Below are 26591 nucleotides of genomic sequence, written 5' to 3'. Positions count from 1 at the left end.
ACAAACTCTTCCGGATCAACGACGGCGCACTGCGGGAGCGTCGGCTCGCCGCACAACCGACGCATCGACAGTTGACCCGCATGTGGTGCGACGGGGTGCCGCGGCGGTGTTCGCTCCACTGCGCGGTCCGCGCTCAGCTGAGCCGCGGGTTCGTCGCCCGGACCCGTGGCCCGTTCGGTGGGGCCGCCCGTCCACCTCGGCGTGGCCGGCATGGTGATGATCGGTTGGCAGAACCCGGTGGATCAGCACTCCGGCGATCCACCGGGTTGTGGGCAGGACGGGGCTGCGAGCCGCCCGCCGTGTCGTTCGGTGTGCTCGTGCGGACCCCAGTCGGCACGTGATCGCCCCGGTCGCCCGACGCGGCGAAGAGGTGTCCGGCGCAAACCGCTTCGCGCGGCCGGCAAGGTGGTGAGCCGTCGGTCGTGTCCCGGCGGGCGAGGTGCCCCAAGTCGAAGACGAACCCTTCAACTGCCCAGCCGGACGCCGCCACAGTGGGGTCGCGGCGGTCCGGGCGGGCGTCGTGAGCAAACCGCAGACGTCAGTGCCCGTGGTCGGCCGTGGCGCGGTGCTGGGCGAGGATGGTGGACAGGGCGGCCTGGATCTCGCGGGCGGCGAGTTCGGCCCGGCGCAGGGATTCGAGGTCGGCGGCGTCGGCCGGGTAGAACGTCAGGCGGCCGTCGTCGTGCAGGGTCATCGGGACGTCGACGCGGTCGAGGATGGCGCCGAGCAGCTCCTGACCGTGCCGGAGCAGGGCGGCCGACCTGCGCAGGGCGTCGGCGGTCGCGTGGCGCTCCTCGCGCAGGCGCACGGCGGCCTCCCGCATCGCCTTCCAGTCGCCGTGGACCCGCCACACATCGTCGATCGTGACCGCCGCACTCATACCTCCGACGGTACGAGCCACCACACCCCCACGGAAGCAAGATCTTCTTCCTGTGGATAACCCGGCTGGATAACCTGGCTGGATAACCCGGCGGGCCGCTCCGGCCGGAGCGGCCCGCGGTGTCACGTCGGCTACTTGGCGCCGGCCTTGTCGAGGGCGGCCACCGCGCCGCGGTGCAGGGGGACCGGGTCGGTCTTGCGGACCGTCTCGAGGGTGATGCCCTTGGCGGCGGCGTTCGCCCTGGCGAGGTCCTCACGCTTGTCGACCAGGGTCTTCGTCAGTACGCACGCGAGGTTGGCGTCCATGTCCTCGCGGACCAGCAGGACGTTGGGGACCACGATGGTCTTCACGTCGGCGGGGGTCTTGTAGACGGAGGCGGGGATCGTGCCCTCCTGGTAGGCGGGGCCGAGCTTCTGCATCTCCGCGAGCAGGCTGCCGAGGTCGAGCAGCTGGACCTTGTCGGCGCTGGTGGTGAAGAGGTCGGTGACGCCGCCGGTGGGCAGGCCGCCGGAGAAGAAGAAGGCGTCGATCGCGCCGGTCTTCATCGCTTCGGTGGTCTTCGGCAGGTCCAGGCGCTGCGGCTGGATGTCGGTGTCGGGGTTGAGGCCGGCGGCGGTGAGGATGCGCTTGGCGATGACCTCGGTACCCGAGTTGGGCGAGCCGGTCGAGATGCGCCTGCCCTTCATCGAGGCGATGGAGGTGATGCCGGAATCCTTGCGGACGACGACCTGGGTGGCGTTGTCGTAGATGCGGCCGAGCGCGGCGATCTTCACCGGCTTGCCGTCGAAGGCGGCCTTGCCCTGCACGGCGTCGGTGGCGCTGTCGAAGAGGGAGAACGCCACCTGGTACGTGCCCTTGTCCAGGCCCTGGATGTTGGCGACGGAGGCGCTGGTCTCGGCGGCGGTCGCCTTGACCTTGTCGTTGGTGGCCTTGGTGACCTGGGTGGCGAGGGCGTTGCCGACGACGTAGTAGACGCCGGTGGTGTTGCCGGTCGCGATGGAGATGCGGGTGTCGGCGGTGACCTCGCAGGTGATCGCCGCGGCGGTGTCGGTCGCCTTCGTGTTCGCGTCCTGCCGGCCCCCGCAGCCGGCCAGCGCGATCAGGGGCAGTGCGACGAGCAGGATCCGGGACTTCACGCAGATTCCTCCTTCGGGAAACGACGCTCCGAAAAGAACCGTGCAACAAGAGCCGCCAGCAGCAGTGCGACGCCGGTGGCGACCGTCCATGGGGAGAGCCACAGCAGGGACAGGGCGGCGAGACCGGCGAGGACGCGCGGCACCGCGCCGGCCCGGCCGACGCCGAGGATCCAGCCGCCCGCGGCGACCGACAGCGCGAACACCCCGAGCGCCGACGCCGTGAACGCGAACGCGATGTCGTCCCAGCCGCCGAAGCCGAGCAGTCCACGGCCCGCCGGTGTGACGACGAAGGCGATCGGCACGAGGTACGCGGGCAGGGCGTACCGCAGCGTCTGCCACATCGTGGGGAAGACCCTGCCGCCGGTGACGGCCGCGGCGGCCACGGACGCGAGCGCGGTCGGCGGCGTCGCCTCGGACAGCACCGCGAAGTAGAAGATGAACATCGCCGTCGCGGGCTCGTCGATGCCGAGGTTCAGCAGGGCCTGGCCGATGATGACCCAGCCGATGATGAACGACGCGGTCACCGGCACCGCCAGCCCGAGCAGGGTCAGCGCGACGGCGGCGAACACGGCCGTCAACGCGATGACCGCCGTGTGCCCAGTGGCGAGGGACTGCGCCCAGTCGACCATGAGGCTCGACATCTGCGGTCCGAGGCCGGTTTTGGTGGTACTGGCGGTGATGATGCCCGCGGCGACGCAGACGGCGACGACGGGCAGTACACCCCGGACCCCTGCGGCGAGGGATTCCAGCAGGCGGCACGGGGTCAGCCGGTGCCGGCGGTCGAGGAAGGAGAGCGCCGCCGCGAGGACGGTCGCGTAGATGACGGCGCGGGTCGCGGGCTGCTCCAGCGCCAGCAGCACGATGATCACCAGCAGCGACGCGAAGTGGTACCCGAACCGGCCCAGCAGCCTCCACGGCGACCGCACCCGCAGCCGCACCGGCCGCGCCCCGAAGCGGCGGGCGTCGATCTCCACGGCGAGGAGGATGCCCAGGTAGTACAGCAGCGTCGGGATGGTCGCCCAGCCGAGCACCGACAGGTAGGACACGTCGAGGTACTCGGCGATGATGAACGCGGCCGCGCCCAGCGTCGGCGGGGACAGGATCGCCCCGACGCCGGCGGCGGCGAGCATGCCGCCGGCGCGGTCCGCGGGGTATCCGGCGCGCCGCAGGATCGGCCACGTGACCGCGCCGATACTCACCGTGGTGGCGGCTCCAGAGCCTGATACGGTTCCGAGAAGGAAGCCCGAGGCGACGGCGGTGCGCCCCGCGGCAGAGCGTGACCTGCGAAAAGCCGCCACCGACAGCTCCACGAAGAACGCGCCCGCCCCCGACGCGTCGAGGACGGCGCCATAGATGGTGAAGAGCACGATGTAGGAGGCCGCCACGTCCAGCGGAGTTCCGTAGAAGCCGCTCTGCGAGTTGTAGAGCGCGTCGACGATCTGGTCGAAGTCGAGCCCGAGGTGCGCCAGGGACCAGGTCTGCGGCAGGTAGCCGCCGTAGTAGTCGTATGCGAGGAACAGGCCGCAGACGGCGGGCAGCACCCAGCCGGTCGTGCGCCGGCACGCCTCGACGACGAGCAGCAGCAGCGCGGTGCCCATTGCCACGTCGAGCGGGTCCAGCTGCCCCTGCCGGTCCATGAACGCGTTGTAGCCGCCACTGGCGAAGGGCAGCAGCGGATACGCGCACGCGGCGACGGTCACCGCGGCGAGCAGCCAGTCCACCGGGCTCGGTCCGCCGCTGCGGTTGTCGTTCTCCGCGTCGGTACGACCACCGGCGGCCGGACGTGCCGCGGTGCCGCGACGGAACCTGATGCCCGACGGGTAGACGACGAACACCAAGGGCAGCACGCCGGTGAGGAACAACGCGAGGTAGTACTGGCCGCCCTGCGCCAGGGGGCGGAACACCTGCCACAGGACCAGGAGCGCCGAGGCCGCGGCGACCACGGTGACCCCTGCCTCGACGGGTCCGCCGAGGCGCCGGCCCGGTTTCTCGTCCTCGAACTGCGCGGCGAGCTCCCGGACGCTCTCGTCCTTGAGCGTCGCGTCCACGTCCTCCACGGCCGCGCCGTCGGCGGCATCCGCGCCGTCCGGTGTTTCCGCAGCGTCCGGCGTTTGAGCGGCGTCCGGCGTTTGCACGGCGTCCGGAGCGGCGGGTTCCGTCACGTTCGAGGCGGCAGGGCTCGTGGCCTTCGGGGCGGCGGGCTGCTGGGAGACGGGTTCCGTGGTCTCCGGGGCGGTCTCCACCACGCCCGGCCGGGCTTCTTCAGGTTCCGGCACGGGCGGAGAGTACAAGATTTCATGAATATTCGTAACCATGATGGTTTAGCTTTTGGTCGCGAATGAGCAACGGTGGGTCACCAGGCATGATTTGGGGCGTGTACGAGCTCGACGTGATCGCCGACGACAGCCTCGGCCGCTTCGTCTCCCGCTGGTACGGCCTGCCAGACCGCCCCCGCAGCACCCTCGACCTGCCCGACATGCCGGAGCCGCTGGCGCAGTGGCACCGGGTCGCGGCCAGGTACTCGCTGCCGCTGAGCCGTGACCACGTGATGACCGCGCCCGCCGACCTGCACGGGTCCGGGTCGGGGTCGTCCGGCCTGGTCCGCTTCTGGTCGGGGATCGACGACTGGTACTCGTACGTGCCGGGCGCCGCCGACCCGCAGGTGATCGAGAACGACACGGTCGGGACGGGGCTGCCGCTGTCGAGGTTCCTCGTGTACGCCGCGGTCTACGAGGCGACGTACACGCCGCTGCACGGCCTCGTCTGCATGTCACCCGCCCCGGACGAGCTCCGCCAGGTCAGGCTCCGCCTCCGCGAGCTCGACGACCCCCTGTGGCGCTGGCCGTCGCCGGAGACCCGCTACTACGGCGACGACGACCTCCTCGCCCACCTGGGTCCGGACCGGGTCGTCATCGCCGCCCGCCACCGGGACGCCCTGGGCCGCTTCGACGGCCTGGGCCTGCCCTGGGACTGGGACACCCGCACCGCCTGACCCCGCGGCTGCCGCAGCAGCGGGAGCAGCGGGAGCGTCAGGGCACGTGGACGAGCATGGCGCAGACGTCCTCGTCGTCGGGCACGCTGAGGCTCTTGACGAGGTGTTCGACCACCGCGTCGAAGTCGCTCAGGTCGATGTGCTCCCCGGCCCGGCGGACCAGGTCCAGGCCACCGCCGCGGCGCCGGTCGACCCGGGCCTGCCCGCCGGTGTACAGCAGGACGCGGTCGCCCGGGTCCAGGGTCACCGTCGTGTCGGAGTAGCGCATCTCGGTCACCTCGCCCAGGGGCAGGCCGAGGGGGCCGGAGAGCACGGTGCCCTGCCCGGCGGCGGTGTACCGGATGGGCGCCACCTGCCCCGCCGCGGCCCAGCGCAGCTCGCGGGTCGAGGGGGAGTAGCGGGCGACCACCAGGCAGGCGGTGTGCTCGACCTCCATCGCGCAGAGCATCCCGTTGACGGCGCTGAGGATGTCGCCGGGGGACATGTCGAGGGCGGCGTACGCGCGGACCGCGTACCGCAGCCGGGCCGCCGTCGTCATCGAGGACAGGCCGCGGTCGTCGACGTCGCCGAGGACGAGGATCGTGCCGCCGTCGGGCAGCGAGGTGGCGTCGAACCAGTCGCCGTCGACGGTGCCGACGCGGTCCGCGGAGCGGCAGTGGCCGCAGATCTCGACGCCCTGCATGTGGCCGAGCTCGGGGTCGGTGGGCAGGAGGGCCTTCTGCAGGGCCTGCGCGGCGCGGCGCTCGTCGGCGACCCGGTGCCGTTGCGCGGCGAGGGCCTCCTCGGCGCGGCGCAGCCGGGCCTCGATGGCGCGTTCCTCGGTGACGTCCTGGACGGTGCCGCGCACGGCGTTGACGTTGCCGGTGTCGTCGAAGAGGGGCTCGGCGGTGAGGCGGAGCCGGCGGCCGTTGACCCGGCCGGCGCCGCGGACCTCGGCGAGGAGGTGCTTGCCCTCCACGATGGTGCGCCGGACGGCGTCCTGGACGGCGAGGAGGTCGTCGGCGTGGACGCTGGCGGTGAGCTCGTCGACGGGGACGCGGGCGGCGTCGCGGCCGCCGTGGAAGAGCCGGATCAGCTCGGGGGAGCAGCGCGGCTCGGGGTCGCGCAGCTCCCAGCAGAACGAGCCGACGCCGGCGATCCGCTCGGCCTGCAGGAGCTGGTCGTAGAGCAGGTCGGCCTCGGTCGCGATCCGCCACACGGCGAACACCCGGTCCCACAGCCGCACGGCGTGCACGGAGATGGTCTGCGTCGTCGGTACGCCGTCGGTGCGCGGGTCGGCGCGCAGCCCTTCCAGGCGGCGCGGCTGGCCGTCCTGCAGCATCCGGGCGAACTCCGGCAGCAGGGTCGCGCTGCCCAGCGTCGGATACGCGGCGAGCAGCGTGGCCTCGTCCGGGTCGACGCGGGCGGTGGCGAGGACCTGCCTGGCCATGACGTTGGCGTACTCGACGCGGAAGTCGACGAGCTGCCCGTCGACGGTGACGGGGGACAGCAGCGCCGCCGGGTTGTGCAGCACGTCGACGACGGTCGGCAGCCACACCTGGGCGGGGGCGGCCTGCGCGCTCTCCTCGCCCTCGACGTGGAACCAGGCGCTGGCGATCTCGTCGCCGATGAGGGTGTTGACCTGCCGGGCGACGGGCTCCAGCAGGGCCGCGACGTACCGGCGCAGCTCGTCGCCGTCGGGGAGGCCGTCGGCCCAGCTCATGATGATCCCGCCGAGGACCCGCTCGCCGGAGATCAGCGGCGAGGCGAGCACGGTGTCGCCGCTGAACGGCAGCTGGCCCATCACCGGGAACCGGCGGGTGACCTCGTCGCCGCCGACGAGCCAGATCGTCTCGACCTCCTGGACGGCGACGACCAGCGGCAGCGCCGGGTCCGGGGGGATCCGGGACCAGCGGCTGCGGACCTCGCCGGCGATGCCGAACGCGCCGACGCCGCGCTGCGCGCCGTCCGGGTCGAGCAGCGTGATCATGATCGAGGTCGGCGGGGGCCACGCCGTCGGCGCGGTGCCGAGGACCTCGGCGATCTCGTCGTAGCCGCGGGCGGCCGCGATCCGGGCGCTGAGCAGCTGGTGCTGCGACTGCAGCGCCTCGACCTCGGGGCTGCGGCTGGCCCGCCGGCGGGGCTTCTCGGCGGCCGGTGGCGGCACGTCCGTCGCGGAGGAGGGCTGGGCCGTCCGGGTGCGGCTGCGCGCGACGTGCTGGCGCAGCTCGTCGTCGATGAGATTCACCACATCGGGTGCGTCCGGGTCGGGTGAGGTGGTGCCGACGATCGCGGCGGCGACCTCGATCAGCTTGATGTTGGTGCGCTGCGACAGCCGGACCAGCTGGTCGAACCCCTGGTCGGGGCTCACCCCGAGGCGCTCGACGAGCACCCCCTTGGCCTGCTCGATCACCGCCCGGTTGCGCATCGCGGTGCGGACGCCGGTGAGCTCGGCGCGCAGCTTCGCGACGAGCGCGGCGAGGGCCTCGGCCGGCTCGGCGCTGCCCCCCTCGGCCGGCACCTGCCCGGCGGCCTGCGCAGGCGCCTGTGCGGACGCAGGGGACGCCCCGCCACCCGACCGACCAGTGCCCGACGGCTTGGCCACCATGCCCTCCACATCCTCGCCCGTGCTGCTGAACCCCGTCGTGAACCCGGAGCGGGCCCCGGTGTCACCCGAGCCGGTTGCGACTCGACCGTTGATGTTTACCACCAACCGGCCCGGGTAGGGGCGTTGGCAGGTCAGCGCAGTCGGCCAGGTGGAGGTGCGCGCGGTGCAGGAGGCATCTTCGTCGTGGGTGGGTGCGGGTTGAGGATCGCTGTCGTGTCCGTGCACGCGAGCCCGCTGGCGCTCGGCGGCTCGGGCACGGGCGGCCAGCACACCCATGTCACCGCCCTCGCGGAGGCGCTCGGGCGGCGCGGGCACGACGTGCGGGTCTACACCCGGCGCGCCGCCGCGGCCCCCGACGACGTGGTCAGGACCGCCGGTCTCACCGTCGAGCACGTGCCCGCCGGACCCGCGGAGGACCTGCCCACCGACGCCCTGCTGCCGCACGTCGGGGACTTCGGGCGGTGGCTCGCCGCGCACTGGCGCGACGAGGCGGTCCGCCCGGACGTCATCCACGCCCACTTCTGGCTCAGCGGCCTCGCCGCCCTCACCGCCACCGCCGAGCACCGGATCCCGGTCGTGCAGACGTACCACGGGCTCGGCACCGTCAAGCGGCGGCTGCTCAAGGACCACGACACCAGCCCCGACTCGCGGGTCGGCCTGGAGCGCACCCTCGGCACGATGGCCGACCGTGTCGTCGCGCAGTGCGAGGACGAGGTCGGCGAGCTCGGCCGGATGGGGATTCGCCGCTCCGACACCGTGATCGTCCCGTCCGGCGTGGACGGTGAGCTGTTCGCGCCGAGCGGTCCCCGTGCCGACCACCTGCGTCCCGGCATGCGCCGCATCCTCAGCGTCGGGCCGCTGGTGCCCCGCAAGGGCTTCGCGGACCTCGTCGAGGCGCTGCGCCGGGTCCCGGGCGCGGAGCTCGTCGTCGTCGGCGGGCCGGCACCGGACCGGATCGACCGTGACCCCGAGGCCCGCCGCCTGATGGAGCTCGCCGACCGGTTCGGGGTCGGTGACCGGGTCCGGCTCGTCGGTGCCGTCCCGCAGCAGGAGCTGCCCGGCTGGTACCGCTCCGCCGACGTCCTCGCGTGCGCCCCCTGGTACGAGCCGTTCGGCCTGACCCCGCTGGAGGCCATGTCGTGCGGGGTGCCGGTCGTCGCGTACGAGGTGGGCGGCATCGGTGAGAGCGTCATCGACAACGTCACCGGCCTGCTCGTGCCGCCCCGGGACGTGCCGGCGATGGCCGGCGCGCTGCGCGGGCTGCTCGGCGACGAGGTGCGCCGGATGAGCTACGCCAGCGCTGCGATCGACCGGGTCCGCTCCCGGTACACCTGGGACCGCACCGCGACCGACGTCGAACGGGTCTACCGGGCGGTGACCGGCGCCGGTGACGTGGGCGCCGACGCCGAGGCCGACGCGGACGCCGACGACGAGGCACTCACCGACGTCGCTTCGTAACCTTGTCATCACCGAGCGCCAGGCGTACGTTTGTATGACCCGCAACATCAGCTGAACGGCTGATCGGCGCGATCGTCAAACAGTCGCGGTCGCCGGCGGCGGGCGTGCGCCGGGCGCTCGAGACCGAGGCGTCTGCTGGCGACATCCTCACGTGGCCCCTGCCCCCGTCCATGGCGGGCGGCCGCGGCAGCTGGCAGGGGGATCCCCCATGACCGTCACCGCTCACCGTCCAGTCACGCCCACCTCCAGGTCCCGCACCCGCACCCGCACCGGCAAGGACACCGACGCCGAGTCGCGCGGGCTGCTCACGCTCCTGTCGCAGCTGCCCGCGGGGGCCGCCCGCGACCGGGTCCGGGACCGCGTCATCGAGCTGCACCTGCCGCTCGCCGAATACCTCGCCCGGCGCTTCCGCAACCGCGGCGAGCCCCTGGACGACCTGCACCAGGTCGCGAACGTCGGGCTCATCAAGTCCGTCGACGGGTTCGACCCGGCCCGCGGCGCCGCGTTCCCCAGCTACGCGATCCCGATGATCGTCGGCGAGCTCAAGCGGCACTTCCGGGACAAGGGCTGGGACGTGCGGGTCCCGCGCCGCCTGCAGGAGCTGCGCCTGGAGATCTCGAAGGTGTCCGGCGACCTCGCGCAGGAGCTCGGCCGCTCGCCGACCGTCGCGGACCTGGCGGCGAAGCTCGGCGTCGGCGAGGAGGACGTCATCGAGGGCATCGAGTCCGGCCACGCCTACCGGGCGCTGTCCATCAACGCGCCCGCGGGCGGCGGCGACGAGGCCGGTGGGGAGCTCGCCGACCTGCTCGGCGGCACGGACCGCGACCTGGAGGCCGTCGACGACCGGGAGTCGCTGCGGCCGCTGATCGCGCAGCTGCCGGAGCGCGAGCAGCGGATCATCGCGATGCGCTTCTTCGGCAACATGACGCAGACGCAGATCGCCGACCGGCTCGGCATCTCCCAGATGCACGTGTCCCGCCTGCTCGCCCACGCCCTGACCCACCTGCGCGGCGCCCTGGTCACGCCGCCGTAGCGGCTGCCGCGGCGCCGCCCCGGCGGTGCCGCTACGCGGGTGCCAGCACCGACGACAGCTGATACACGTTGTACGCCTGCTTGATCACCGGGTGGGCGACGTTGCGGACGGGTACCCCGCCGGGCGTCGTCCCCCGCTCCGATCCGGCGTGCGCGTGCCCGTGCACGGCGAGCCCGACCGCCGGCGCCGAGTCGATCGCCTGCGCCAGCAGATAGGAACCGAGGAACGGGTAGATCTCCAGGGGCTCGCCCAGCAGCGTCTCCGGCACCGGCGCGTAGTGCGTGAGCGCGATCCGCACGTCGGCGTCCAGGCCGGCGAGGGCGACCCCGAAGCGCTCGGCCAGCTCGCGGCTGTGCCGGGTGAACGCCTTCATCTCCGGCTCGCCGAACTCGCTCGCGCACGCGCCCGCGAACCCGCCGCCGAAGCCCTTCGTCCCGGCGATCCCGACGCGCACGTCGCCGACCCGCAGGACGGTGCCGGTGCACTCCAGGACGGTGATCCCGCCGTCCTGGAGGACCTTGGTCACCTCGGCCGGCTGGTCGCAGTGGTGGTCGTGGTTGCCGAGGATCGCGATCACCGGCACCGGGAGGCCGCCGAACTCCTGCGCCACGCAGCGTGCCTCGTCGGCGGTGCCGTGCCGGGTCAGGTCGCCGGCCAGCAGCAGCATGTCGGCCTTGTCGCCGATGTGCTCCAGCGCCGGCCGGTACCGGCCGAGGACATCCGCGTCGAGGTGGACGTCGCCGACCGCGGCGACCCTGACGCTACCTTCGTCGAACGTCATAGCTCCTCCACGTCCTGCGGCTCGTGGACCCTGGTGAGCCCGATGTTGCAGTGCACCGGCAGGTCGGGGAACGCCTCGTGGACGACCTGGCAGATCAGGTCGCGGCGTTCGGCGCTCTCCACCTCGCCGACGAGGCCGACCCCGTCCTCGGTGCGGACCACGCGGATGCCCTGCTCGGCGATGCGGGCGTCCTCGATGAGCAGCTGGTGCAGCTCGCTCTCCACGTGCTGGTCGATGATCACGAGTGCCTCCTCACAGGGAAGCGGCGAGGGCGCTGGTCTCGTCCAGCGACATGACGCCGAGGCGGTCGATCAAGAACAGGAAAGCATGCGCGTACGGCGAGTGTGCCGTTTCCCGGTACACCCGTGGCCAGTCGATCTGCTCCCGCAGCGACCGCGCGACCGGTAGCCCGCGCGCGTAGTCGCAGTAGTGCGCCGACCACGTGAGCACCTTGTGGATCATCAGCTCGGTCGCCGACAGCACCGGCATGTGGCAGGCGTTGACGGCGATCACGTCGGTGTCGGCGAGGGTCGCGTCGGTGACCGGCCGCTGCACCGGGCAGAAGATGAAGTCGATGAGGTTGTCCTCGTCGCCCACCGAGTCGAACGCCTTCACCAGCCAGCCCTCGGGCGGCACCTCGCCGCGGAACCCGACCTCGGCCAGGGCCGTGAGGACCCGCTCTGCGTCCTCGGCCTTGATGAGGAAGTCGATGTCGTGGTCGACGGACTCGCCGCCGCGCGCGTAGACGGCGAAACTGCCCGCCAGGCAGAACGGGATGCCCGAGTCCTTCAAGTGGAACGCCGCGCGTTTCAGCGTGGCGATCAGCGGCTGCCTGTCTTCCGGAACTGCCATGAACAGAGGCTTACCCGTCAGGTCATTGCGTCACACGCACCGATTGCGGCAGGCGCGGGAAGAGTTCCGTCTCCTCCTCCTGGACGTGCTCGCGGACCGCCTCCAGCAGCGCCGGCAGCAGCGTGCCGAACGCCGGGTCGGCGTCGTCGAGCGCGGTCAGCCGGGCCGCGAGGTCGTCGATGCGGCGGTGCTCGGCGGCCTCGTAGTCGGCGAGCTCGGCCGGCAGGTGCGCGTGCAGCAGCCGCTCCTCGGTCGCGGTGTGCCCGGCCAGCATCGCGATCGCGGCGTGCAGCGCGGCCCGGCGGGTGTCCGGCGACCCGGCCGTCTCGATCTCCGCGAACAGCGACTCGAGCCGGCGGTGTTCGGCGACGAGCAGGCCGACGAGATCCTGCTCCATGGTCAGCTCCCCAGGTTCCGTGGCTCAGGCATGCGTTGGCGTACCCTGCCCGCCACCCGGCTAACCGTCACACAGCCGACCTGATCGATATGGGCGTGGCGGGCTTCCATCGGGGTTGGTACGTGTGTTCGAATATCTCCTCATGGAGCGAAGGAAGCACTGGTGGAACGGCACCTGGGGGCGGCTCGCCCGCCGCGACGTCTATCTCTTCGAGGACGCCGGTCACTGGTGGGTCGAGTCGCGTGAGGGCGGCGCCGACGGGCGCGCCCGCACCTACGAGTTCGACGCGGAGGAGCCCGCGATGGACTGCGTCTCGGGCCTGCTCGCCCAGCCCGGCGACTGGCGCGAGCTGCGCTGACCCGCGTTCCGCGGACGGCTCCGGGCGGCCTCGAAAGGGCCGCCCGCTGCGGGTCGCTGCGCAACGAATCGCCGGATGTCTGTCGTACAAGACAAGAAAACGACGACAAGAAGCAGCTTTCCGCAATGGAACGCCGGGCGTGCCGCGCCTAGGTTTGGACGCATGAGCCGTCGCTACCTGATGTGTCGACCCACGCACTTCGCCGTTGACTACGCGATCAACCCCTGGATGGACCCGACCGCGCCCGTCGACGCCGGCCTCGCCGTCGCGCAATGGACCAGGCTGCACGAGCTCTACCTGTCGCTCGGCCACACCGTCGACCTCATCGACCCGATCCCGGGCCTGCCCGACATGGTCTTCGCCGCCAACGGCGCCACCGTCGTCGACGGGAAGGTCTACGGCGCCCAGTTCCGCCACCCCGAGCGCGCCGACGAGGGCCCCGCCTATCTCGCCTGGTTCGAGCGCAACGGCTTCGACGTGCACGCCGCGAAGAGCGTCAACGAGGGCGAGGGGGACATCCTCCTCGCCGGTGAGCACCTCCTCGCCGGCACCGGCCTGCGCACCGAGCTCGCCGCGCACGCCGAGGTGCAGGAGCTGTTCGGCCGGGCCGTGATCACGCTGCAGCTGGTCGACCCGCGCTACTACCACCTCGACACCGCGCTGACCGTCCTGTCGCCGACCAACGTCGCCTACTACCCGGGCGCGTTCTCGCCCGGCAGCCAGGCGGTGCTGCGCCGGCTGTACCCCGACGCCGTCATCGCCACCGCCGAGGACGCCGCCGTCCTCGGGCTCAACGCCGTCAGCGACGGCCACCGGGTCGTCCTGCCTTCCGCCGCCACCCGGCTGGCGGGGGAGCTAGCGTCGAAAGGGTTCCAGCCGGTGCCGGTCGACGTGTCCGAACTGCACAAGGCCGGCGGCGGACCGAAGTGCTGCACGTTGGAGGTGCGCGCATGACCAGGCCGGAGCGCAGCGTAGGGCTGGGCATCATCAGCGCAGTGTCCGGGTCGGACCGACGCCGGAGCGAAGCGGAGGTGGCGGCATGACCAGGCCGGAGCGCAGCGTAGGGCTGGGCATCATCAGCGCAGTGTCCGGGTCAGGCCGACGCCGGAGCGAAGCGGAGGTGGCGGCATGACCACGTTCGTATCGGGTTTCACCGCTCCCGCGGTCGAGCGGGCCGAACGATGGACCGCGCACAACTACCACCCGCTGCCGGTGGTCATCGCCTCCGGTGAGGGCGCCTGGGTCACCGACGTCGACGGCCGCCGCTTCCTGGACTGCCTCGCCGGCTACTCCGCGCTCAACTTCGGCCACCGGCACCCGGCGCTTGTCGCCGCCGCGCACGCCCAGCTGGACCGGGTCACGCTGACCAGCCGCGCGTTCCTGCACGACCAGTTCGGCCCGTTCTGCGAGGAGCTCGCGGCGCTGTGCGGCAAGGACCTCGTCCTGCCGATGAACACCGGCGCCGAGGCCGTGGAGACCGCGATCAAGGTGGCCCGCAAGTGGGGTTACAAGGTCAAGGGCGTCCCCGACGGCCAGGCGACGATCGTCGTGGCGGCCGACAACTTCCACGGCCGCACCACGACGATCATCAGCTTCTCCACGGACCAGGACGCGCGCGCCGACTTCGGCCCGTACACGCCCGGGTTCAGGATCGTGCCGTACGGCGACCTGACCGCGCTCGCCGACGCGATCGACGACACCACCGTCGCCGTGCTCATCGAACCCATCCAGGGCGAGGCCGGCGTCCTCGTCCCGCCCGCGGACTACCTGCCGGGCGTGCGGTCGCTGTGTTCGGCGCGCGACGTGCTCTTCATCGCCGACGAGATCCAGTCGGGTCTGGGCCGCACCGGCGAGACGTTCGCCTCGGCGCCGGTGATCCCCGACATGTACGTGCTGGGCAAGGCCCTCGGCGGCGGCATCGTGCCGGTGTCGGCGGTCGCCGCCTCGCGGGAGGTCCTGGGTGTCCTGCGCCCCGGCGAGCACGGCTCCACGTTCGGCGGCAACCCTCTGGCGTGCGCGGTGGCCCGGGCCGTCATCGGGCTGCTGAACACCGGCGAGTACCAGGCGAACGCGAGGACCGTCGGCGCCCACCTGCACGGGCGCCTGAACGCCCTGGTCGGCAACGGCCTCACCGCCGTGCGCGGCCGCGGCCTGTGGGCCGGCATCGACATCGACCCGGCCCTGATGACCGGCCGGCAGGCGTGCGAGGCGCTGATGGCCCGGGGCGTCCTGGCCAAGGACACCCACGGCTCGACGCTGCGCCTCGCCCCGCCGCTGCAGGTGACGACCGAGGACGTCGACGTCGCCGTCGACGCCTTGGAGGCCGTCCTCAAGGCCTGAGGCCCGCCGGTCAGGGACGGTGGAACAGCCGGCCGAACCAGCCGCGCTGGTCCACCGGTCCCTCACCGGGCGCCGCCGCGGCCTCGTGGAACGGGCACGCGGCCGGCTCGTCGGGGACCTGCGGGACGACCGGGGAGCGGCCGCGCCGGCCGAGCTCACGGGCGTCGGTGTCGAGGTAGAAGGCGGGGCGCTGGTCCGCCTCGTGGTAGTAGCGGTGGAACACGCCGGTCGCGGCGCCGCTCATCGGCGGGACGATCCAGCTCCAGTCGGCGGGGACCTCGCGGCCGGCGCGTTCCTCGCTGGCGATGTGGGCGAGGAAACGCTCCGACTCGCTGTGGTGGTCGCTGATCCGGGCGCCCGCCTGGTCGAAGGACCACAGGACGGCGCGGTTCAGTTCCAGCAGCGCGCCGTCGCGCCACAGCGAGCGTTCGGTGCTGGTGTCCAGGCCCATCCGTTCGGCGATGACCGGCAGCAGGTTGTAGCGGTCGGCGTCGGCGAGGTTGCGCGAGCCGATCTCGGTACCCATGTACCAGCCGTTGAACGGGGCGAGGGGGTAGTCGACGCCGCCGATGGTGAGGCGCATGTTGGCGATCGCGGGGACGACGTGCCAGCGCAGCCCGAGCTCGGCGAACCAGCGCAGGGTCGGGTGCTCGATCTGCACCTCCCAGACCGCGTGCTCGGGCAGGTCGTAGAGGTTCACGTCGCCGCCGGGGGCTTCGATCGCGATGGGGAGCACGTCGAAGGGGTTGTCGGGTTTGCCGCGCCAGCCGTACTGCTGCAGCGTCTCGGTGAACTGCGTGTACCGCGGGTCGCCGGTGACCAGCCCGTCGGCCTGGCGGTGCCCGGCGTAGCGGATGAGCTGCTCGTTCCACAGGCGGGCGCCGTCGCGGCCCGGGACATGCTGCGCGAAGACGGAGATCACGGGCCGGATCACGTTGCGTTCCCGCTGGCCGGCGAGGCGCAGGTGCCGTACGAGCTCCTCGAAGATCTCGTCGGGGGCGCTGACCTTGCGCAGGTCGCGCACGACGAGGCTGCGCCAGTACAGGCGGCCGATGCAGCGGCTCGCGTTGCGCCAGGCGACCCGGCAGCCGAAGACGAGCTCGGCGTAGGTCTGGGTGTAGGTGCCCGTCTCGGCGATCTCGTCGGCGACGCGGGCGAGGCGTTCCCGGCTGTCGCCCCGCTGCGGGTTCTCGCGGTAGTACTGGTCGAGGAAGTCCTCGGCCTCCCGCAGATCCACCGGTAGGTGCGGATCCCACTGCTGACCTGGAGTGTCGCGGTATCCAGGCACGCTCACACTGACCTCCCAACGCCGACGGTGACGCCTCTGGGGTAGTTCCGACGCGGCAAGGAGTTCATGTTCGGTGCCTCACCCGGGGCAGAGTCGCACACCGTGTGCGGGACATGTCCGTGAGTCAGGGATGCAAGGTGCAAACGGCAAGGGCACTCCGGCCGAACGTACCGACCGGAGTGCCCAAAAGGCCGAAAAGCCTGATTTGTCTACCCGGAGGCGACCCGCCGCAGCTTCGCCAGGTAGGTCTGCGCGACGACGACGAGCGCGATGAACGCCCCGCTGATGACCGTCTGCCAGGCCGACGTGACCCCGCCGTCCTGGTTGATCAGGTTCTGGATGACCTGCAGCAGCAGCACCCCGGCGATGGTGCCGCCGAGCGTGCCGGCGCCGCCGGTGAGCAGCGTGCCGCCGATGACGACGGCGGCGATCGCGTCGAGCTCCATGCCGGTGCCGAGGACGGTGACGCCGGAGCCGAGCCGGGCCGCGTTGATCGCCCCGGCGAGCCCGGCGAGCAGCCCGGACAGGACGTAGACGCGGATCTGGGTGCCGCGGATGCGCACCCCCATCAGCCGGGCCGCGTCCTCGCTGCCGCCGAGGGCGTAGACGGACTGCCCGAAGCGGGTGCGGTACAGCGCTACCATGCCGATCGCGAGCAGCACCACGACCAGGTACACGGAGTACTTGACGCCGAGCAGCTCGCCCTTGCCGAAGTCCTTGAACGCGCCGGCGTCCACGAGGTACGTGGTGCGGCCCTCACCGGACAGGGCGAGCATGAGCCCCCGCGCGCCGAGCAGCCCGGCCAGGGTCACGATGAACGGCGCCAGCCGCGCGTAGGCGATGACGAGCCCCTGGACGAGGCCGAACAGCCCGCACGCGACGAGCGGCGCGGCGAACGCGGCGACGACGCCGTACTGCGACGCCCACGCGGCCAGGACCCCGCCGAGCACGTACAGCGAGCCGACGGACAGGTCGATCCCGCCGGAGATGATCACGAAGGTCATGCCGAGCGCGATCAGCGCCGCCGGCGCGGCCGACACGAGCACCGTGCCGGCGTTGTCGAAGCTGCGGAAGTTGTCGTACGCGAAGAGCCCGACCACGATCACGATGCCGAGCACGGCGAGGGCGCCCTGCCGCTGCACGAGCTCGACGATCCGCTCCGTGCGCATCGAGGCCGCTTCGGCCTTCTCGACCGTCGCGTCGGGGGTGACCAGCGTCTGGCTCATCGGGTCCTCCGCTCACGGGCCGTGTAGACCGCGACCAGGATGATGACCGCCTGGACCATCTGCGCGGTCGAGTCCTTCAGGTTGTTGGCGATCATCGTCGCGGTCAGCAGCTGCATGAGGAACGCGCCGGCGACGGTGCCGAGGACGCGGATCTTCCCGCCGGTCAGCGGGGTCCCGCCGACGACGACGGCGGTGATCGCGGACAGCTCGATGAGCAGGCCGATGCGGGACGCGTCGGCGGAGCCGATCCGCGACACCTGGATCACGCCGGCGACCGCGGCGAGCACGGCGGCGATGACGTACACGGTGATCAGGACCCGCTTGACGGGCACGCCGGCGAGCTGCGCCGCGGCCCGGTTGTCGCCGATCGCGAGGAGCCGCCGGCCGAACACGGTGCGCCGGATGACGAACCCGACGAGCACGGCGAGGACGGCGGCGATCCACACCGTGTACGGCACGTCGAGGAACGCGTCGGTGCCGATGGCGAGGAAGTCCTTGTCGCGGATGTCCTTGTACTTGCCGTCGGACACGACCAGGGCGACGCCGCGCCCGGCGACGAGCATGGCGAGGGTCGCGACGATCGGCTGGAGCCCGACGAACGCGACGAGGCTGCCGTTGACGAGCCCGACGACGAGGCCGCCGACGACGGCCAGGAGGATCGCCGGGACCATCCCGTACCCGAGGTACAGGGGGATGAGGGCGGCGCCGAGCGCCATGACCGACCCGACGGACAGGTCGATGCCCTCGGTGCCGATGACCAGGGCCATGCCGAGCGCGACGATGACGACGGGGGTGACCTGGACCAGCTGGATGCGGAAGTTGTTCCAGGCCAGGAAGTTGTCGGTGTACACGATGTTGAACAGCACGAGGACGGCCAGCGCGACGTAGACCCCGTACGCGGGCAGCAGCCGGCGCACGGTGGCGGCGTCGAACCCGGCGCGGGGCTTCTCGTCGCTCTTCGACAGGGTGGGCGCGGTCATGCGTCCTCACTCCGTTCCGGGCGCCTGCCCCAAAGCTGTCCTGCCGATGACCGGCCCGAGGCGCTTCGCTGGCCGGTCATGACGCCGCCGCCGCGATCACGTTCATCAGATGCTCCGTAGTCACTTCGTCGCCGCGCAGCTCGCCGGCGACGGCACCGTCGCGCAGCACGACCACACGGTCGGAACCCTCGATGAGCTCCTCGGCGTCGGAGGAGACCAGCACGACGCCGAGGCCTTCGGCGGCGAGCTCGTCGATGAGCGCCTGCACCTCGGCCTTCGCGCCGACGTCGATGCCGCGGGTGGGCTCGTCCAGCAGCAGCACCTTCGGCCCGGTCGCGAGGAGACGGGCGAGGAGGACCTTCTGCTGGTTGCCGCCGGACAGGTCGCCGACGCGCTGGTGCGGGCCGGACGCCTTGACCCGCAGCCGGGTCATGAAGGTCTCGACGATCTTGTCGATCTTGCGTTCGGAGACGACGCCGGCGCTGGACAGCCGCGGCAGGACGGCGAGGGCGATGTTCTCCCGGATCGACAGGCCCAGGGCGAGGCCCTCGGCCTTGCGGTCCTCGGGCTGCACGGCGATGCCGGCCTTGAGCGCGGCGACCGGGTTGGGGCGGCGCAGGACGGCGCCGTCGACCTCGACGGTGCCGCTGTCCAGCGGCAGCGCCCCGGCGACGGCCTTGATGGTCTCGCTGCGCCCGGCGCCGAGGAGGCCGCCGAGCCCGACGACCTCGCCGGGGAGGACCTCGAAGCTGATCCCGGTGAGCTTGTGCCGGCTGTTGAGGCCGGTGGCCCGCAGCACGGGCCGGCTGTCGGCGGCGGCGTGCTCACCGCCGAAGCTGGTGAAGCCGGCCTTGCGCACGTCGGACATGGGCCGGCCGAGCATGTGCGAGACGAGCTGCAGCCGGTCGAGGTCCTTGATGAGGCCGGTGTGCACGAGCTTGCCGTCGCGCAGGACGGTGACCCGGTCGCAGATGCGGTACAGCTCGTCGAGGCGGTGGCTGACGTAGATGATGCCGACGCCGCGCTCGTGGAGGCGGGCGATGACCCCGAAGAGCGTCTCGACCTCGCGGGGTTCGAGCGAGGACGTCGGCTCGTCCATGACGACGACGCGGGCGTCGACCATGACGGCCCGGGCGAGGGCGACCATCTGCTGCGCGCCGAGCGCCATGAGGCCCAGGGGGCGGCGCACGTCGGAGGTGATGCCGTACCCGGCGAGGATCTCCGCGGCGTCCCGGTTCATCCTGGCGACGTCGACGAGGCCGAGCCGGTTGCGGGGTTCCCGGCCGAGGAAGAGGTTGCGCGCCACGCTCATCAGCGGGACGAGGTTGACCTCCTGGTAGATGGTGGAGATGCCGGCCGCCTGGGCGTCGAGCGGGCCGTTGAACGTGACCGGCCGTCCCAGGTGCCGCAGTTCGCCGCCGTCGGGCTGGTAGACGCCCGTGAGGACCTTGATGAGGGTCGACTTGCCGGCGCCGTTCTCGCCGACGAGGGCGTGCACCTCACCGGCGCGCAGGGTGAACGAGACGTCGTCGAGGGCGCGTACCCCGGGGAACTGTTTGCTGACGCCGACCACTTCGAGCAGCGGCGCGTCCGGTGCGGACATGCGAGGGGTCCCATCTTGAAAGAAAGCCCAGGCCGGGATCATCCCCGACCTGGGCTCCATTGCAAACGGTCAGAAGGTCAGTACGCGAGGCCCAGGTCGGCCGCGGCGTTCGTCGAGTCGTACTCGCGGTCGGAGATGATGATGTTCTCCGCGATCGGCTCACCGCCGAAGAACTTGGTGGCGGTGCCGAAGGCGAGCGGGCCGAAGCGCGGGTTGGACTCGATGACCGAGTAGATCCAGCCGTCGACGATGCCCTGGACGGCGCCCTTCGTGCCGTCGATCGTCACGATCTTGACGTCGCCGGGCTTCTTGCTGGCACCCTTCAGCGCGGTGATCGCGCCGAGGGCCATCTCGTCGTTCTCGGCGTAGATGCCGTTGATGTTCGGCTTGGACTGCAGCAGCTGCTCGGAGACCTTCTGGCCCTCCTCGCGGGAGAACTGGCCGGTCTGCTCGAACTCGATCTTGATGTTCGGGGCGACCTTCGCGATCTGGTCCTTGAAGCCCTGCGTCCGCAGCGTGGTCACGTTGTTGCCGGGGGCGCCCAGCAGGATGGCGACGGTGCCGGTGTTGTTCAGCGCCTTGGCCATCTTGTCGGCGGCGCGCTTGCCCTGCTCGGCGAAGTCCGAACCGATGAACGTCAGGTAGTCCGTGCAGTGCTTCGCGTTGATCTTCCGGTCGATCGTGACGATCGGGATCTTCTTCGCGGACGCCTTCTGGAACACCGAGTCCCAGCCGTCGGAGTTGAGCGGCGCGATGACGAGCAGCTGCACGCCCTGGTCGATCAGGGTGCTGACGTCGGTGATCTGCTTGTCGAACTTCGAGTCCGCGTTGGTGACCTTCAGGTTCGCGGCCGGGATGCCCAGCTTCGCCGCCTCGTCCTTGATGGACTGGGTCTCGGCGATGCGGAACGGGTTGGCCTCCTTCTCCGACTGGGAGAAGCCGATGGTGGCCGTCTTCAGGTCGACCTTCTGGCCACCGAACTTCGTCAGGTCACAGGTCGAGCCGCCGGCCTCGGCGGACTTCGTCGCCTGCGCCGCGGCCGAACTGTCGGCGGTCGACTTCGCGGCCGGGTCGTCCTCGGACTTCGCGCAGCCGGTCATCAGCAGGGCGGAGGCGCTGAGAACGGCCAGGGCGGGCCGCCAGCGGCCACGCATATCGATCATGTCGGGTCACTCCCTTGAGCGAGGGGGACCGCGGCGCGAGGTGCGCCGCGTTCGGGGTGTACCGCATTCACTCATCCTCCAACTTTTTCTGTCAAGACTTTCCACCCACCCGACCAAAACCAAACACCAACTGTCACATGTTCGAGACCTTGGCGAAGTTGTCCCGACATCCCGGCGATCGAACGTGTTCATTCGGCCTCCTCTATGCCACAATATTCAACAATTTCGATCTCACCGACCTTGGGAGCTGGGATGACCCGAAGTCCCCGGGCGCTTGCACGCGCCCTGACGGCCGCCGCCACGGCGCTGGTCGCATCAACTGTCATCACTGCGATTGCGACAAAACCGGCGGCCGCCACCGCCACCCCGCCGCCCGGCCCCATCACCGCCCCCGTGATGGGTTGGAACAGCTGGAACCGGTTCGGCTGCAACATCGACGAGAACCTCATCAAGGCGACCGCCGACGCCATGGTGAGCACCGGCCTGAAGGCGTCCGGCTACACGTACGTCAACATCGACGACTGCTGGATGGCACCCACCCGCGACGCGCAGGGCCGGCTGCGCCCCGACCCGACCCGCTTCCCCGGCGGGATCGCCGCCATCGCCGACTACGTCCACGCCCGCGGCCTCAAGCTCGGCATCTACTCCTCGGCGGGCACCGCCACCTGCCAGGGCCTGCCGGCCAGCCTCGACCACGAGGTCACCGACGCGCAGACCTGGGCGTCGTGGGGCGTCGACCTGCTCAAGTACGACAACTGCAACAACCAGGGCCGGCCCGCCGCACAGCGGTACAAGGCGATGGGCGACGCGCTGAAAGCCACCGGACGGCACATCGTCTACAGCATCTGCAACTGGGGCGACGACGCGCCCTGGGAGTTCGCGCCCAACACCGGCGGCAGCCTGTGGCGCACCACCGGCGACATCAACGCCAGCTGGGGCAGCGTCACCTCGCTGCTGGACCAGCAGGCCGGCCTGGAGACGTTCGCCCGCAAGGGCTACTACAACGACCCCGACATGCTCGAGGTCGGCAACGGCCCCCTCACCAACGACGAGAACATCGCGCACTTCTCGCTCTGGTCACTGCTGTCCTCGCCGCTGCTGCTCGGCAACGACCTGCGCAGCGTCCCCGCCGCCACCCTCAACGTCCTGCGCAACGCCGACGTCATCGCCGTCAACCAGGACTGGGGCGGCTCACAGGGCCGCCGCATGGTCGACAACGGCGACACCGAGGTGTGGGCGAAACCGATGAGCGACGGCTCCGTCGCCGCCGTCCTGTTCAACCGCGGCTCGGGCTCGGCGACCATCTCCACCACGACCGCCGCCATCGGCCTCGGCGGGTCCAGCTCGTACACGACGAAGAACCTGTGGACGGGCGCCACCGGCACCACGTCGGGGACGCTGTCCGCGACGGTCCCGTCGCACGGCGTCGCCATGTTCCGGGTCACCCGCGCCGGCACCCTCGCCGGCGCACCGGCGTCCGGGACGCTCCAGGTGAGCGACCTGTCGTGGCTCGCCTCCAGCAACGGCTGGGGACCGGTCGAACGCGACCGGGCCAACGGCGAGCAGGGCACCGGCGACGGCGGCACCCTGAACGTCGGCGGGACCACGTTCGCCAAGGGCATCGGCGGGCACGCCAACTCCGCCGTCCACGTGTACCTCGGACGCAACTGCCGCACGTTCACCGCACAGGTCGGCGTCGACGCAGAGGTCGGCACCAACGGGTCCGTGCGGTTCGCCGTGTACGGCGACGGCCGGCTCCTCGGCTACACCGGCGTCAAGACCGGCGGGCAGGCACCGACCAGGATCACCGTCTCCACCGGCGGCTACCTGACCCTGGAACTGCGGGTCACCGACGCCCGCAACGGCGACGCCTACGACCACGCCGACTGGGGCACGCCGACGCTCGTCTGCGGCGGCACCGGCACCGGCGCGGCCGTCAGCGACCGCACGTGGGGCACCGCCACCAACGGCTGGGGCCCGGCGGAACGCGACACCTCCAACGGTGAGGCGGCCGCCGGCGACGGCAGCGTCATCACCGTCGGCGGCGTCACCTACCCGAAGGGTGTCGGCGTCCACGCCGCCAGCGACGTCACCGTCCCCCTCGGCGGCACCTGCAGCCGATTCACCGCCGTCGCCGGCCTCGACGCGGAGGTCGGCACCCAGTCGACCGGTGTGGTGTTCAGCGTCGTCGCCGACGGCGTCACGCTGTGGACCAGCCCGACGGTGACCGCGGCGGCACCCGCCGCCGTCGACGTCGCCGTGTCCGGCCGCAGCAACCTGCGGCTGGTCACCTCGGGCGCCGGCTCGATCGACTACGACCACGCCGACTGGGCCGACGCCCGGCTCGTCTGCTAGCTCACGTGTTGCAGTTGTAGGTCCCCTGACCGGGGGTGACCACGAAGGTGTCGGGGGGCGTGAACCCGTTCGCGGCGAACGCCTCCCGCACCGCCGCCTCCACCGAGTCGCACGCGTCCTCGTCGACGAGGGCCAGGACGCAGCCGCCGAACCCGCCACCGGTCATCCTCGCGCCGTGCGCGCCGTGCTCCAGCGCCACCCGCACCGCGGTGTCGACCTGCGGCACGGTGATCTCGTAGTCGTCGCGCATCGACTCGTGCGACGCCGTCATCAGCGGCCCCGCCGCCCGCAGGTCACCGGCGCGCAGCACCGCCACCGTGTCCAGGACCCGCTGGTCCTCGGTCACCACGTGCCGGACCCGCCGGCGCATCGTCTCGTCGTCGAGCTTCGCCAACGCGTCCGGCAACGCCGCCACGTCGATGTCACGCAACGCGGTCACGCCCAGGATCCCGGCCGCCTCCTCGCACGCGCGGCGGCGGGCCGCGTACTCGCCGTCGACGTGCGCGTGCGGCGCCTTGCTGTCCACGACGAGGATCTTCAGCCCGGCGGCGGCGAGGTCGAACGGGACCTGCTCGGTCGCCAGGGACCGGCAGTCCAGGAACAGCGCGTGACCCTCCTGGCACAGCGTCGACGCCGCCTGGTCCATGATCCCCGTCGGCGCGCCCACGTACTCGTTCTCGGCGCGCTGCGCCAGCCTCGGCCGGTCCCGCATCGGCAGGTCGGCACCCGCCAGGTCCACCAGCACCGCCATCGTCGCGCACTCGAGAGCCGCCGACGACGACAGGCCGGCACCGAACGGTACATCCGACGCGATCGTCAACCGGGCACCCGGCACGTCCACGCCGGCCTCCCGCAACACCCACACGACGGCCGCCACATACGCGGCCCAGCCCTCGACCTTCTCGCTCAGGCCTCCGCTCAGATCGAAGGTCACCGACTCGCCGGTCTGCTCCGACGTCACCTCCCAGCGCCGCTCAGGCAGGCGGGTGCCGCTGACGGCGGTCGCGTGCGGCAACGCGAACGGCAGCACGAAACCGTCGTTGTAGTCGGTGTGCTCGCCGATCAGGTTGACCCGTCCAGGGCTCACCCAGACGCTCCCGGCCCTGCCGGCCTCCTGCTTGTGAAGGCGTTCCGCGGCCGTCGTCACAGCTGGACCTCCCGCAGCATCGCGGCGGCCTGCTCCGGCCGCACGTCGTTGACGAACACACCCATGCCGGACTCGGACCCGGCCAGATGCTTGAGCTTGGTCGCCGTCCGGCGGGTGCTGAACAACTGCAGGTGCAGGTAGGCCAGGTGCCGGTCGACCCGGACCGGCGCCTGATGCCACGCCGCGATGTACGGCATCTGCAGCTCGAACATGCCGTCGAGGCGGCGCAGCACCTCCAGGTAGATCGGCGCGAACGCGTCCCGCTCCGCCGGCGTCAGCGCCGGGATGTCCGCGACCTGCCGGTGCGGGTACAGGTGGACCTCGAACGGCCAGCGGGCCACCGCCGGCACGAACGCCGTCCAGTGCGCGTTCTGCGCGACGACCCGCGTCCCGTCGGCACGCTCCGCCGCGAGGACGTCGGCGAACAGGTTGCCGCCCTCGTACGCCCTGGCCGACGCCAGCATCTGCCGGGTCCGCGGCGTCACGAACGGATACGCGTAGATCTGCCCGTGCGGGTGCGGCAGCGTCACACCGATCTCGGTCCCGCGGTTCTCGAAACAGAACACCTGCTCGACGTCGTCGCGGGTGGACAGGTCAGCGGTGCGGTCCGCCCACGCCTCCATCACCGTGCGCACCCGCGCCGGCGACAGCGACGAGAACGACGCGTTGTGATCCGAGGTGAAGCACACCACCTCGCAGCGGCCCGCGCCCGGCCGCGTCGGCACCAGCCCCGGCAGGATGTCACCCTGCTCGGGGCCGACCCGGTGACTGAAGGACGGGAACCGGTTCTCGAACACCACCACGTCGTACTCCGGCGCCGGGATCTCGCTGTGCCACTCGGCGGTCGACGGGCACAGCGGGCACTCGTCCGACGGAGGATGGTAGATCCTGGACTGCCGGTGCGCGGCGATGGCCACCCACTCATCGAGGATGGGGTCGTGACGCATCTCCGACGCCGCGGGCGGGGGCGGTAGCTCCCGCTGATCGACGCTGTCCCGGGACGCGTCGTCACGCTCGTCGAAATAGATGAGTTCCCGACCGTCGGCGAGGTGGGTGACCGTGCGCTTCACTCGTTCTCCAGTTGGGGTGGCTAACCGTTCGGATCGACCACGATGAGTTCACCGACGCGCTCAGCGAGCTGCACCCGTGCCTCGGCGGCGAGCCCGACGTCGGTGATGAGGATGTCCGCCTCGTCGAGCGGGGTGATGGTCGCGATACCGACCATCTCCCACTTCGTGTGATCGGCCAGCACGACCAGCCTGCGGGCGGCGGAGACCATCAGGCGGTTGGTGCCGGCCTCCATGAGGTTCGGCGTGGTGAAACCGGTGCGCGGGCTCATGCCGTGCACACCGAGGAACAGCACGTCGACGTTGAGCGAACCGATCGCCGCCTCGGCGACCGGGCCGGCGAGGGCGTCGGACGGCGTGCGGATACCACCGGTGAGCACGACCGTCTGGTCGGGCCGCCCGGCGTGATACAGGGTGTCGGCGACCGGGATCGAGTTGGTGACGATCGTCAGTCCCGGGACATCCACGAGATGCGCGGCGAGCGCCGCGGTGGTCGTGCCGGCGGACAACGCGACCGCCGTGTGCGGTTCGATGAGCTTCGCGGCCCGCTCGACGATCGCAGCCTTCTCGTTGCGCTGGCGCACCGACTTCGCGTCGAAACCCGGCTCCTCCGTGGATCCGGGACCGGCGATGGTGGCGCCACCGTGGACCTTGTCGACCAGCCCGCGGTCGGCGAGCGCCTCCAGGTCGCGGCGGATGGTCATGTCGGACACGCCGAACTGGCGCACCAACTGGCTCACCCGAACACCACCGTGCCGGCGCACCAGATCCAGAATGGCCGTTTGACGTTGCTGTGCGAGCATCACGCCGTTCCCTTCGCAGGCGCAGCGGCTGGCGCGGCTGCGCGGATGGCAAAACCCATCGCAGATTCCAACGCAGACGTTACGTCGCCAAGGACCGTGTGCACCCCGGTGGCCCGGCCGAAGTTCACGGCCGGGTGGACACCAC

Annotated in this window: 24 protein-coding genes; 7 read left to right on the top strand and 17 right to left on the bottom strand. The window is 71.5% G+C overall.

Annotated features, from left to right (window positions below):
• Positions 1 to 538: 538 nt before the first annotated feature.
• From ACZ6TV_RS22580 to ACZ6TV_RS22570, 3 genes are all read right to left on the bottom strand, one after another.
• The gene (locus tag ACZ6TV_RS22580) at positions 539 to 880 is read right to left on the bottom strand and encodes a hypothetical protein (RefSeq protein ID WP_465299181.1); all 342 of its coding nucleotides are present in this window, start codon (positions 878 to 880) and stop codon (positions 539 to 541) included.
• 131 nt (positions 881 to 1011) lie between these two features.
• Positions 1012 to 2016, bottom strand: coding sequence for a TAXI family TRAP transporter solute-binding subunit (locus ACZ6TV_RS22575; protein WP_465299180.1), 1005 nt, complete (start codon positions 2014 to 2016; stop codon positions 1012 to 1014).
• Positions 2013 to 4292 (bottom strand): TRAP transporter permease, encoded by a 2280-nt coding sequence (locus ACZ6TV_RS22570; RefSeq protein ID WP_465299179.1) that lies wholly within the window; start codon positions 4290 to 4292, stop codon positions 2013 to 2015. Before ACZ6TV_RS22570 ends, ACZ6TV_RS22575 begins: the two co-directional genes overlap by 4 nt.
• Positions 4293 to 4390: 98 nt before the next feature.
• Here ACZ6TV_RS22570 and ACZ6TV_RS22565 point away from each other — a divergent pair, with 98 nt between their 5' ends.
• Entirely contained in the window at positions 4391 to 5008 is a 618-nt protein-coding gene (locus ACZ6TV_RS22565) for a hypothetical protein (RefSeq protein WP_465299178.1), read from the top strand.
• A 37-nt stretch (positions 5009 to 5045) separates the two neighbouring features.
• Here ACZ6TV_RS22565 and ACZ6TV_RS22560 read toward each other — a convergent pair whose 3' ends face one another.
• On the bottom strand, positions 5046 to 7508 hold the full coding sequence (locus tag ACZ6TV_RS22560; protein WP_465299177.1) for a SpoIIE family protein phosphatase: 2463 nt from the start codon (positions 7506 to 7508) through the stop codon (positions 5046 to 5048).
• A 285-nt stretch (positions 7509 to 7793) separates the two neighbouring features.
• On the opposite strand from ACZ6TV_RS22560, the gene ACZ6TV_RS22555 reads away from it, so the two are divergent.
• Together ACZ6TV_RS22555 and ACZ6TV_RS22550 are read left to right on the top strand one after the other, a co-directional pair.
• A complete protein-coding gene (locus tag ACZ6TV_RS22555) occupies positions 7794 to 9053 on the top strand; it encodes a glycosyltransferase (RefSeq protein WP_465299176.1) in 1260 nt (419 codons plus the stop codon).
• Between the two features lie 208 nt (positions 9054 to 9261).
• A complete protein-coding gene (locus ACZ6TV_RS22550; RefSeq protein ID WP_465299175.1) occupies positions 9262 to 10086 on the top strand; it encodes an RNA polymerase sigma factor SigF in 825 nt (274 codons plus the stop codon).
• 31 nt (positions 10087 to 10117) lie between these two features.
• On the opposite strand, the gene ACZ6TV_RS22545 is transcribed toward ACZ6TV_RS22550, so the two are convergent.
• From ACZ6TV_RS22545 to ACZ6TV_RS22530, 4 genes are read right to left on the bottom strand one after another with little or no spacing between them, the layout of a single operon-like run.
• Positions 10118 to 10867: a metallophosphoesterase family protein gene (locus ACZ6TV_RS22545; protein ID WP_465299174.1), complete on the bottom strand. Its 750-nt coding sequence runs from the start codon at positions 10865 to 10867 to the stop codon at positions 10118 to 10120.
• Entirely contained in the window at positions 10864 to 11109 is a 246-nt protein-coding gene (locus ACZ6TV_RS22540; RefSeq protein WP_465299173.1) for a hypothetical protein, read from the bottom strand. Before ACZ6TV_RS22540 ends, ACZ6TV_RS22545 begins: the two co-directional genes overlap by 4 nt.
• Before the next feature lie 10 nt (positions 11110 to 11119).
• Positions 11120 to 11719: a nucleotidyltransferase domain-containing protein gene (locus tag ACZ6TV_RS22535; RefSeq protein ID WP_465299172.1), complete on the bottom strand. Its 600-nt coding sequence runs from the start codon at positions 11717 to 11719 to the stop codon at positions 11120 to 11122.
• Positions 11720 to 11741: 22 nt separating this feature from the next.
• Positions 11742 to 12116: a hemerythrin domain-containing protein gene (locus tag ACZ6TV_RS22530; protein ID WP_465299171.1), complete on the bottom strand. Its 375-nt coding sequence runs from the start codon at positions 12114 to 12116 to the stop codon at positions 11742 to 11744.
• Positions 12117 to 12258: 142 nt separating this feature from the next.
• Here ACZ6TV_RS22530 and ACZ6TV_RS22525 point away from each other — a divergent pair, with 142 nt between their 5' ends.
• The 3 genes from ACZ6TV_RS22525 to rocD all read left to right on the top strand — a co-directional run bounded on the left by ACZ6TV_RS22525 (position 12259) and on the right by rocD (position 14814).
• Positions 12259 to 12474 (top strand): hypothetical protein, encoded by a 216-nt coding sequence (locus ACZ6TV_RS22525; RefSeq protein WP_327008940.1) that lies wholly within the window; start codon positions 12259 to 12261, stop codon positions 12472 to 12474.
• Between the two features lie 162 nt (positions 12475 to 12636).
• Positions 12637 to 13428 carry a dimethylargininase gene (gene ddaH, locus ACZ6TV_RS22520; RefSeq protein ID WP_465299170.1) on the top strand — a complete coding sequence of 264 codons (792 nt, stop codon included), beginning with the start codon at positions 12637 to 12639 and terminating at the stop codon, positions 13426 to 13428.
• 174 nt (positions 13429 to 13602) lie between these two features.
• Positions 13603 to 14814 (top strand): ornithine--oxo-acid transaminase, encoded by a 1212-nt coding sequence (rocD, locus tag ACZ6TV_RS22515; protein WP_465299169.1) that lies wholly within the window; start codon positions 13603 to 13605, stop codon positions 14812 to 14814.
• Between the two features lie 10 nt (positions 14815 to 14824).
• Here rocD and ACZ6TV_RS22510 read toward each other — a convergent pair whose 3' ends face one another.
• The 6 genes from ACZ6TV_RS22510 to ACZ6TV_RS22485 all read right to left on the bottom strand — a co-directional run bounded on the left by ACZ6TV_RS22510 (position 14825) and on the right by ACZ6TV_RS22485 (position 21508).
• Positions 14825 to 16108, bottom strand: coding sequence for a nitric oxide synthase oxygenase (locus ACZ6TV_RS22510; protein ID WP_465299168.1), 1284 nt, complete (start codon positions 16106 to 16108; stop codon positions 14825 to 14827).
• Between the two features lie 203 nt (positions 16109 to 16311).
• A complete protein-coding gene (locus ACZ6TV_RS22505) occupies positions 16312 to 17328 on the bottom strand; it encodes an ABC transporter permease (RefSeq protein WP_465299167.1) in 1017 nt (338 codons plus the stop codon).
• The gene (locus ACZ6TV_RS22500; RefSeq protein WP_465299166.1) at positions 17325 to 18308 is read right to left on the bottom strand and encodes an ABC transporter permease; all 984 of its coding nucleotides are present in this window, start codon (positions 18306 to 18308) and stop codon (positions 17325 to 17327) included. Before ACZ6TV_RS22500 ends, ACZ6TV_RS22505 begins: the two co-directional genes overlap by 4 nt.
• A gap of 76 nt (positions 18309 to 18384) precedes the next feature.
• On the bottom strand, positions 18385 to 19911 hold the full coding sequence (locus ACZ6TV_RS22495; protein ID WP_465299165.1) for a sugar ABC transporter ATP-binding protein: 1527 nt from the start codon (positions 19909 to 19911) through the stop codon (positions 18385 to 18387).
• Between the two features lie 77 nt (positions 19912 to 19988).
• Positions 19989 to 21074: an ABC transporter substrate-binding protein gene (locus ACZ6TV_RS22490; protein WP_465299164.1), complete on the bottom strand. Its 1086-nt coding sequence runs from the start codon at positions 21072 to 21074 to the stop codon at positions 19989 to 19991.
• 188 nt (positions 21075 to 21262) lie between these two features.
• Entirely contained in the window at positions 21263 to 21508 is a 246-nt protein-coding gene (locus ACZ6TV_RS22485) for a hypothetical protein (protein WP_465299163.1), read from the bottom strand.
• Here ACZ6TV_RS22485 and ACZ6TV_RS22480 point away from each other — a divergent pair.
• Positions 21471 to 23429, top strand: coding sequence for an NPCBM/NEW2 domain-containing protein (locus tag ACZ6TV_RS22480; protein WP_465299162.1), 1959 nt, complete (start codon positions 21471 to 21473; stop codon positions 23427 to 23429). The genes ACZ6TV_RS22485 and ACZ6TV_RS22480 overlap by 38 nt on opposite strands.
• A 1-nt stretch (position 23430) precedes the next feature.
• Here the strand turns inward: ACZ6TV_RS22480 and galK are convergent, their stop codons facing one another.
• From galK to ACZ6TV_RS22465, 3 genes are read right to left on the bottom strand one after another with little or no spacing between them, the layout of a single operon-like run.
• On the bottom strand, positions 23431 to 24576 hold the full coding sequence (gene galK / locus ACZ6TV_RS22475; RefSeq protein ID WP_465299161.1) for a galactokinase: 1146 nt from the start codon (positions 24574 to 24576) through the stop codon (positions 23431 to 23433).
• Complete coding sequence (gene galT, locus ACZ6TV_RS22470) at positions 24573 to 25646, bottom strand: galactose-1-phosphate uridylyltransferase (RefSeq protein ID WP_465299160.1); 1074 nt, start codon at positions 25644 to 25646, stop codon at positions 24573 to 24575. The genes galK and galT overlap by 4 nt, the downstream gene beginning before the upstream one ends.
• A 20-nt stretch (positions 25647 to 25666) precedes the next feature.
• On the bottom strand, positions 25667 to 26446 hold the full coding sequence (locus tag ACZ6TV_RS22465) for a DeoR/GlpR family DNA-binding transcription regulator (protein WP_354782746.1): 780 nt from the start codon (positions 26444 to 26446) through the stop codon (positions 25667 to 25669).
• Positions 26447 to 26591: the final 145 nt, after the last annotated feature.

Source organism: Dactylosporangium sp. NPDC051087 (assembly GCF_055586325.1).
The sequence above is the reverse complement of the archived record's forward strand: the minus strand, read 5'-3'. Positions and strand labels throughout refer to the sequence as shown.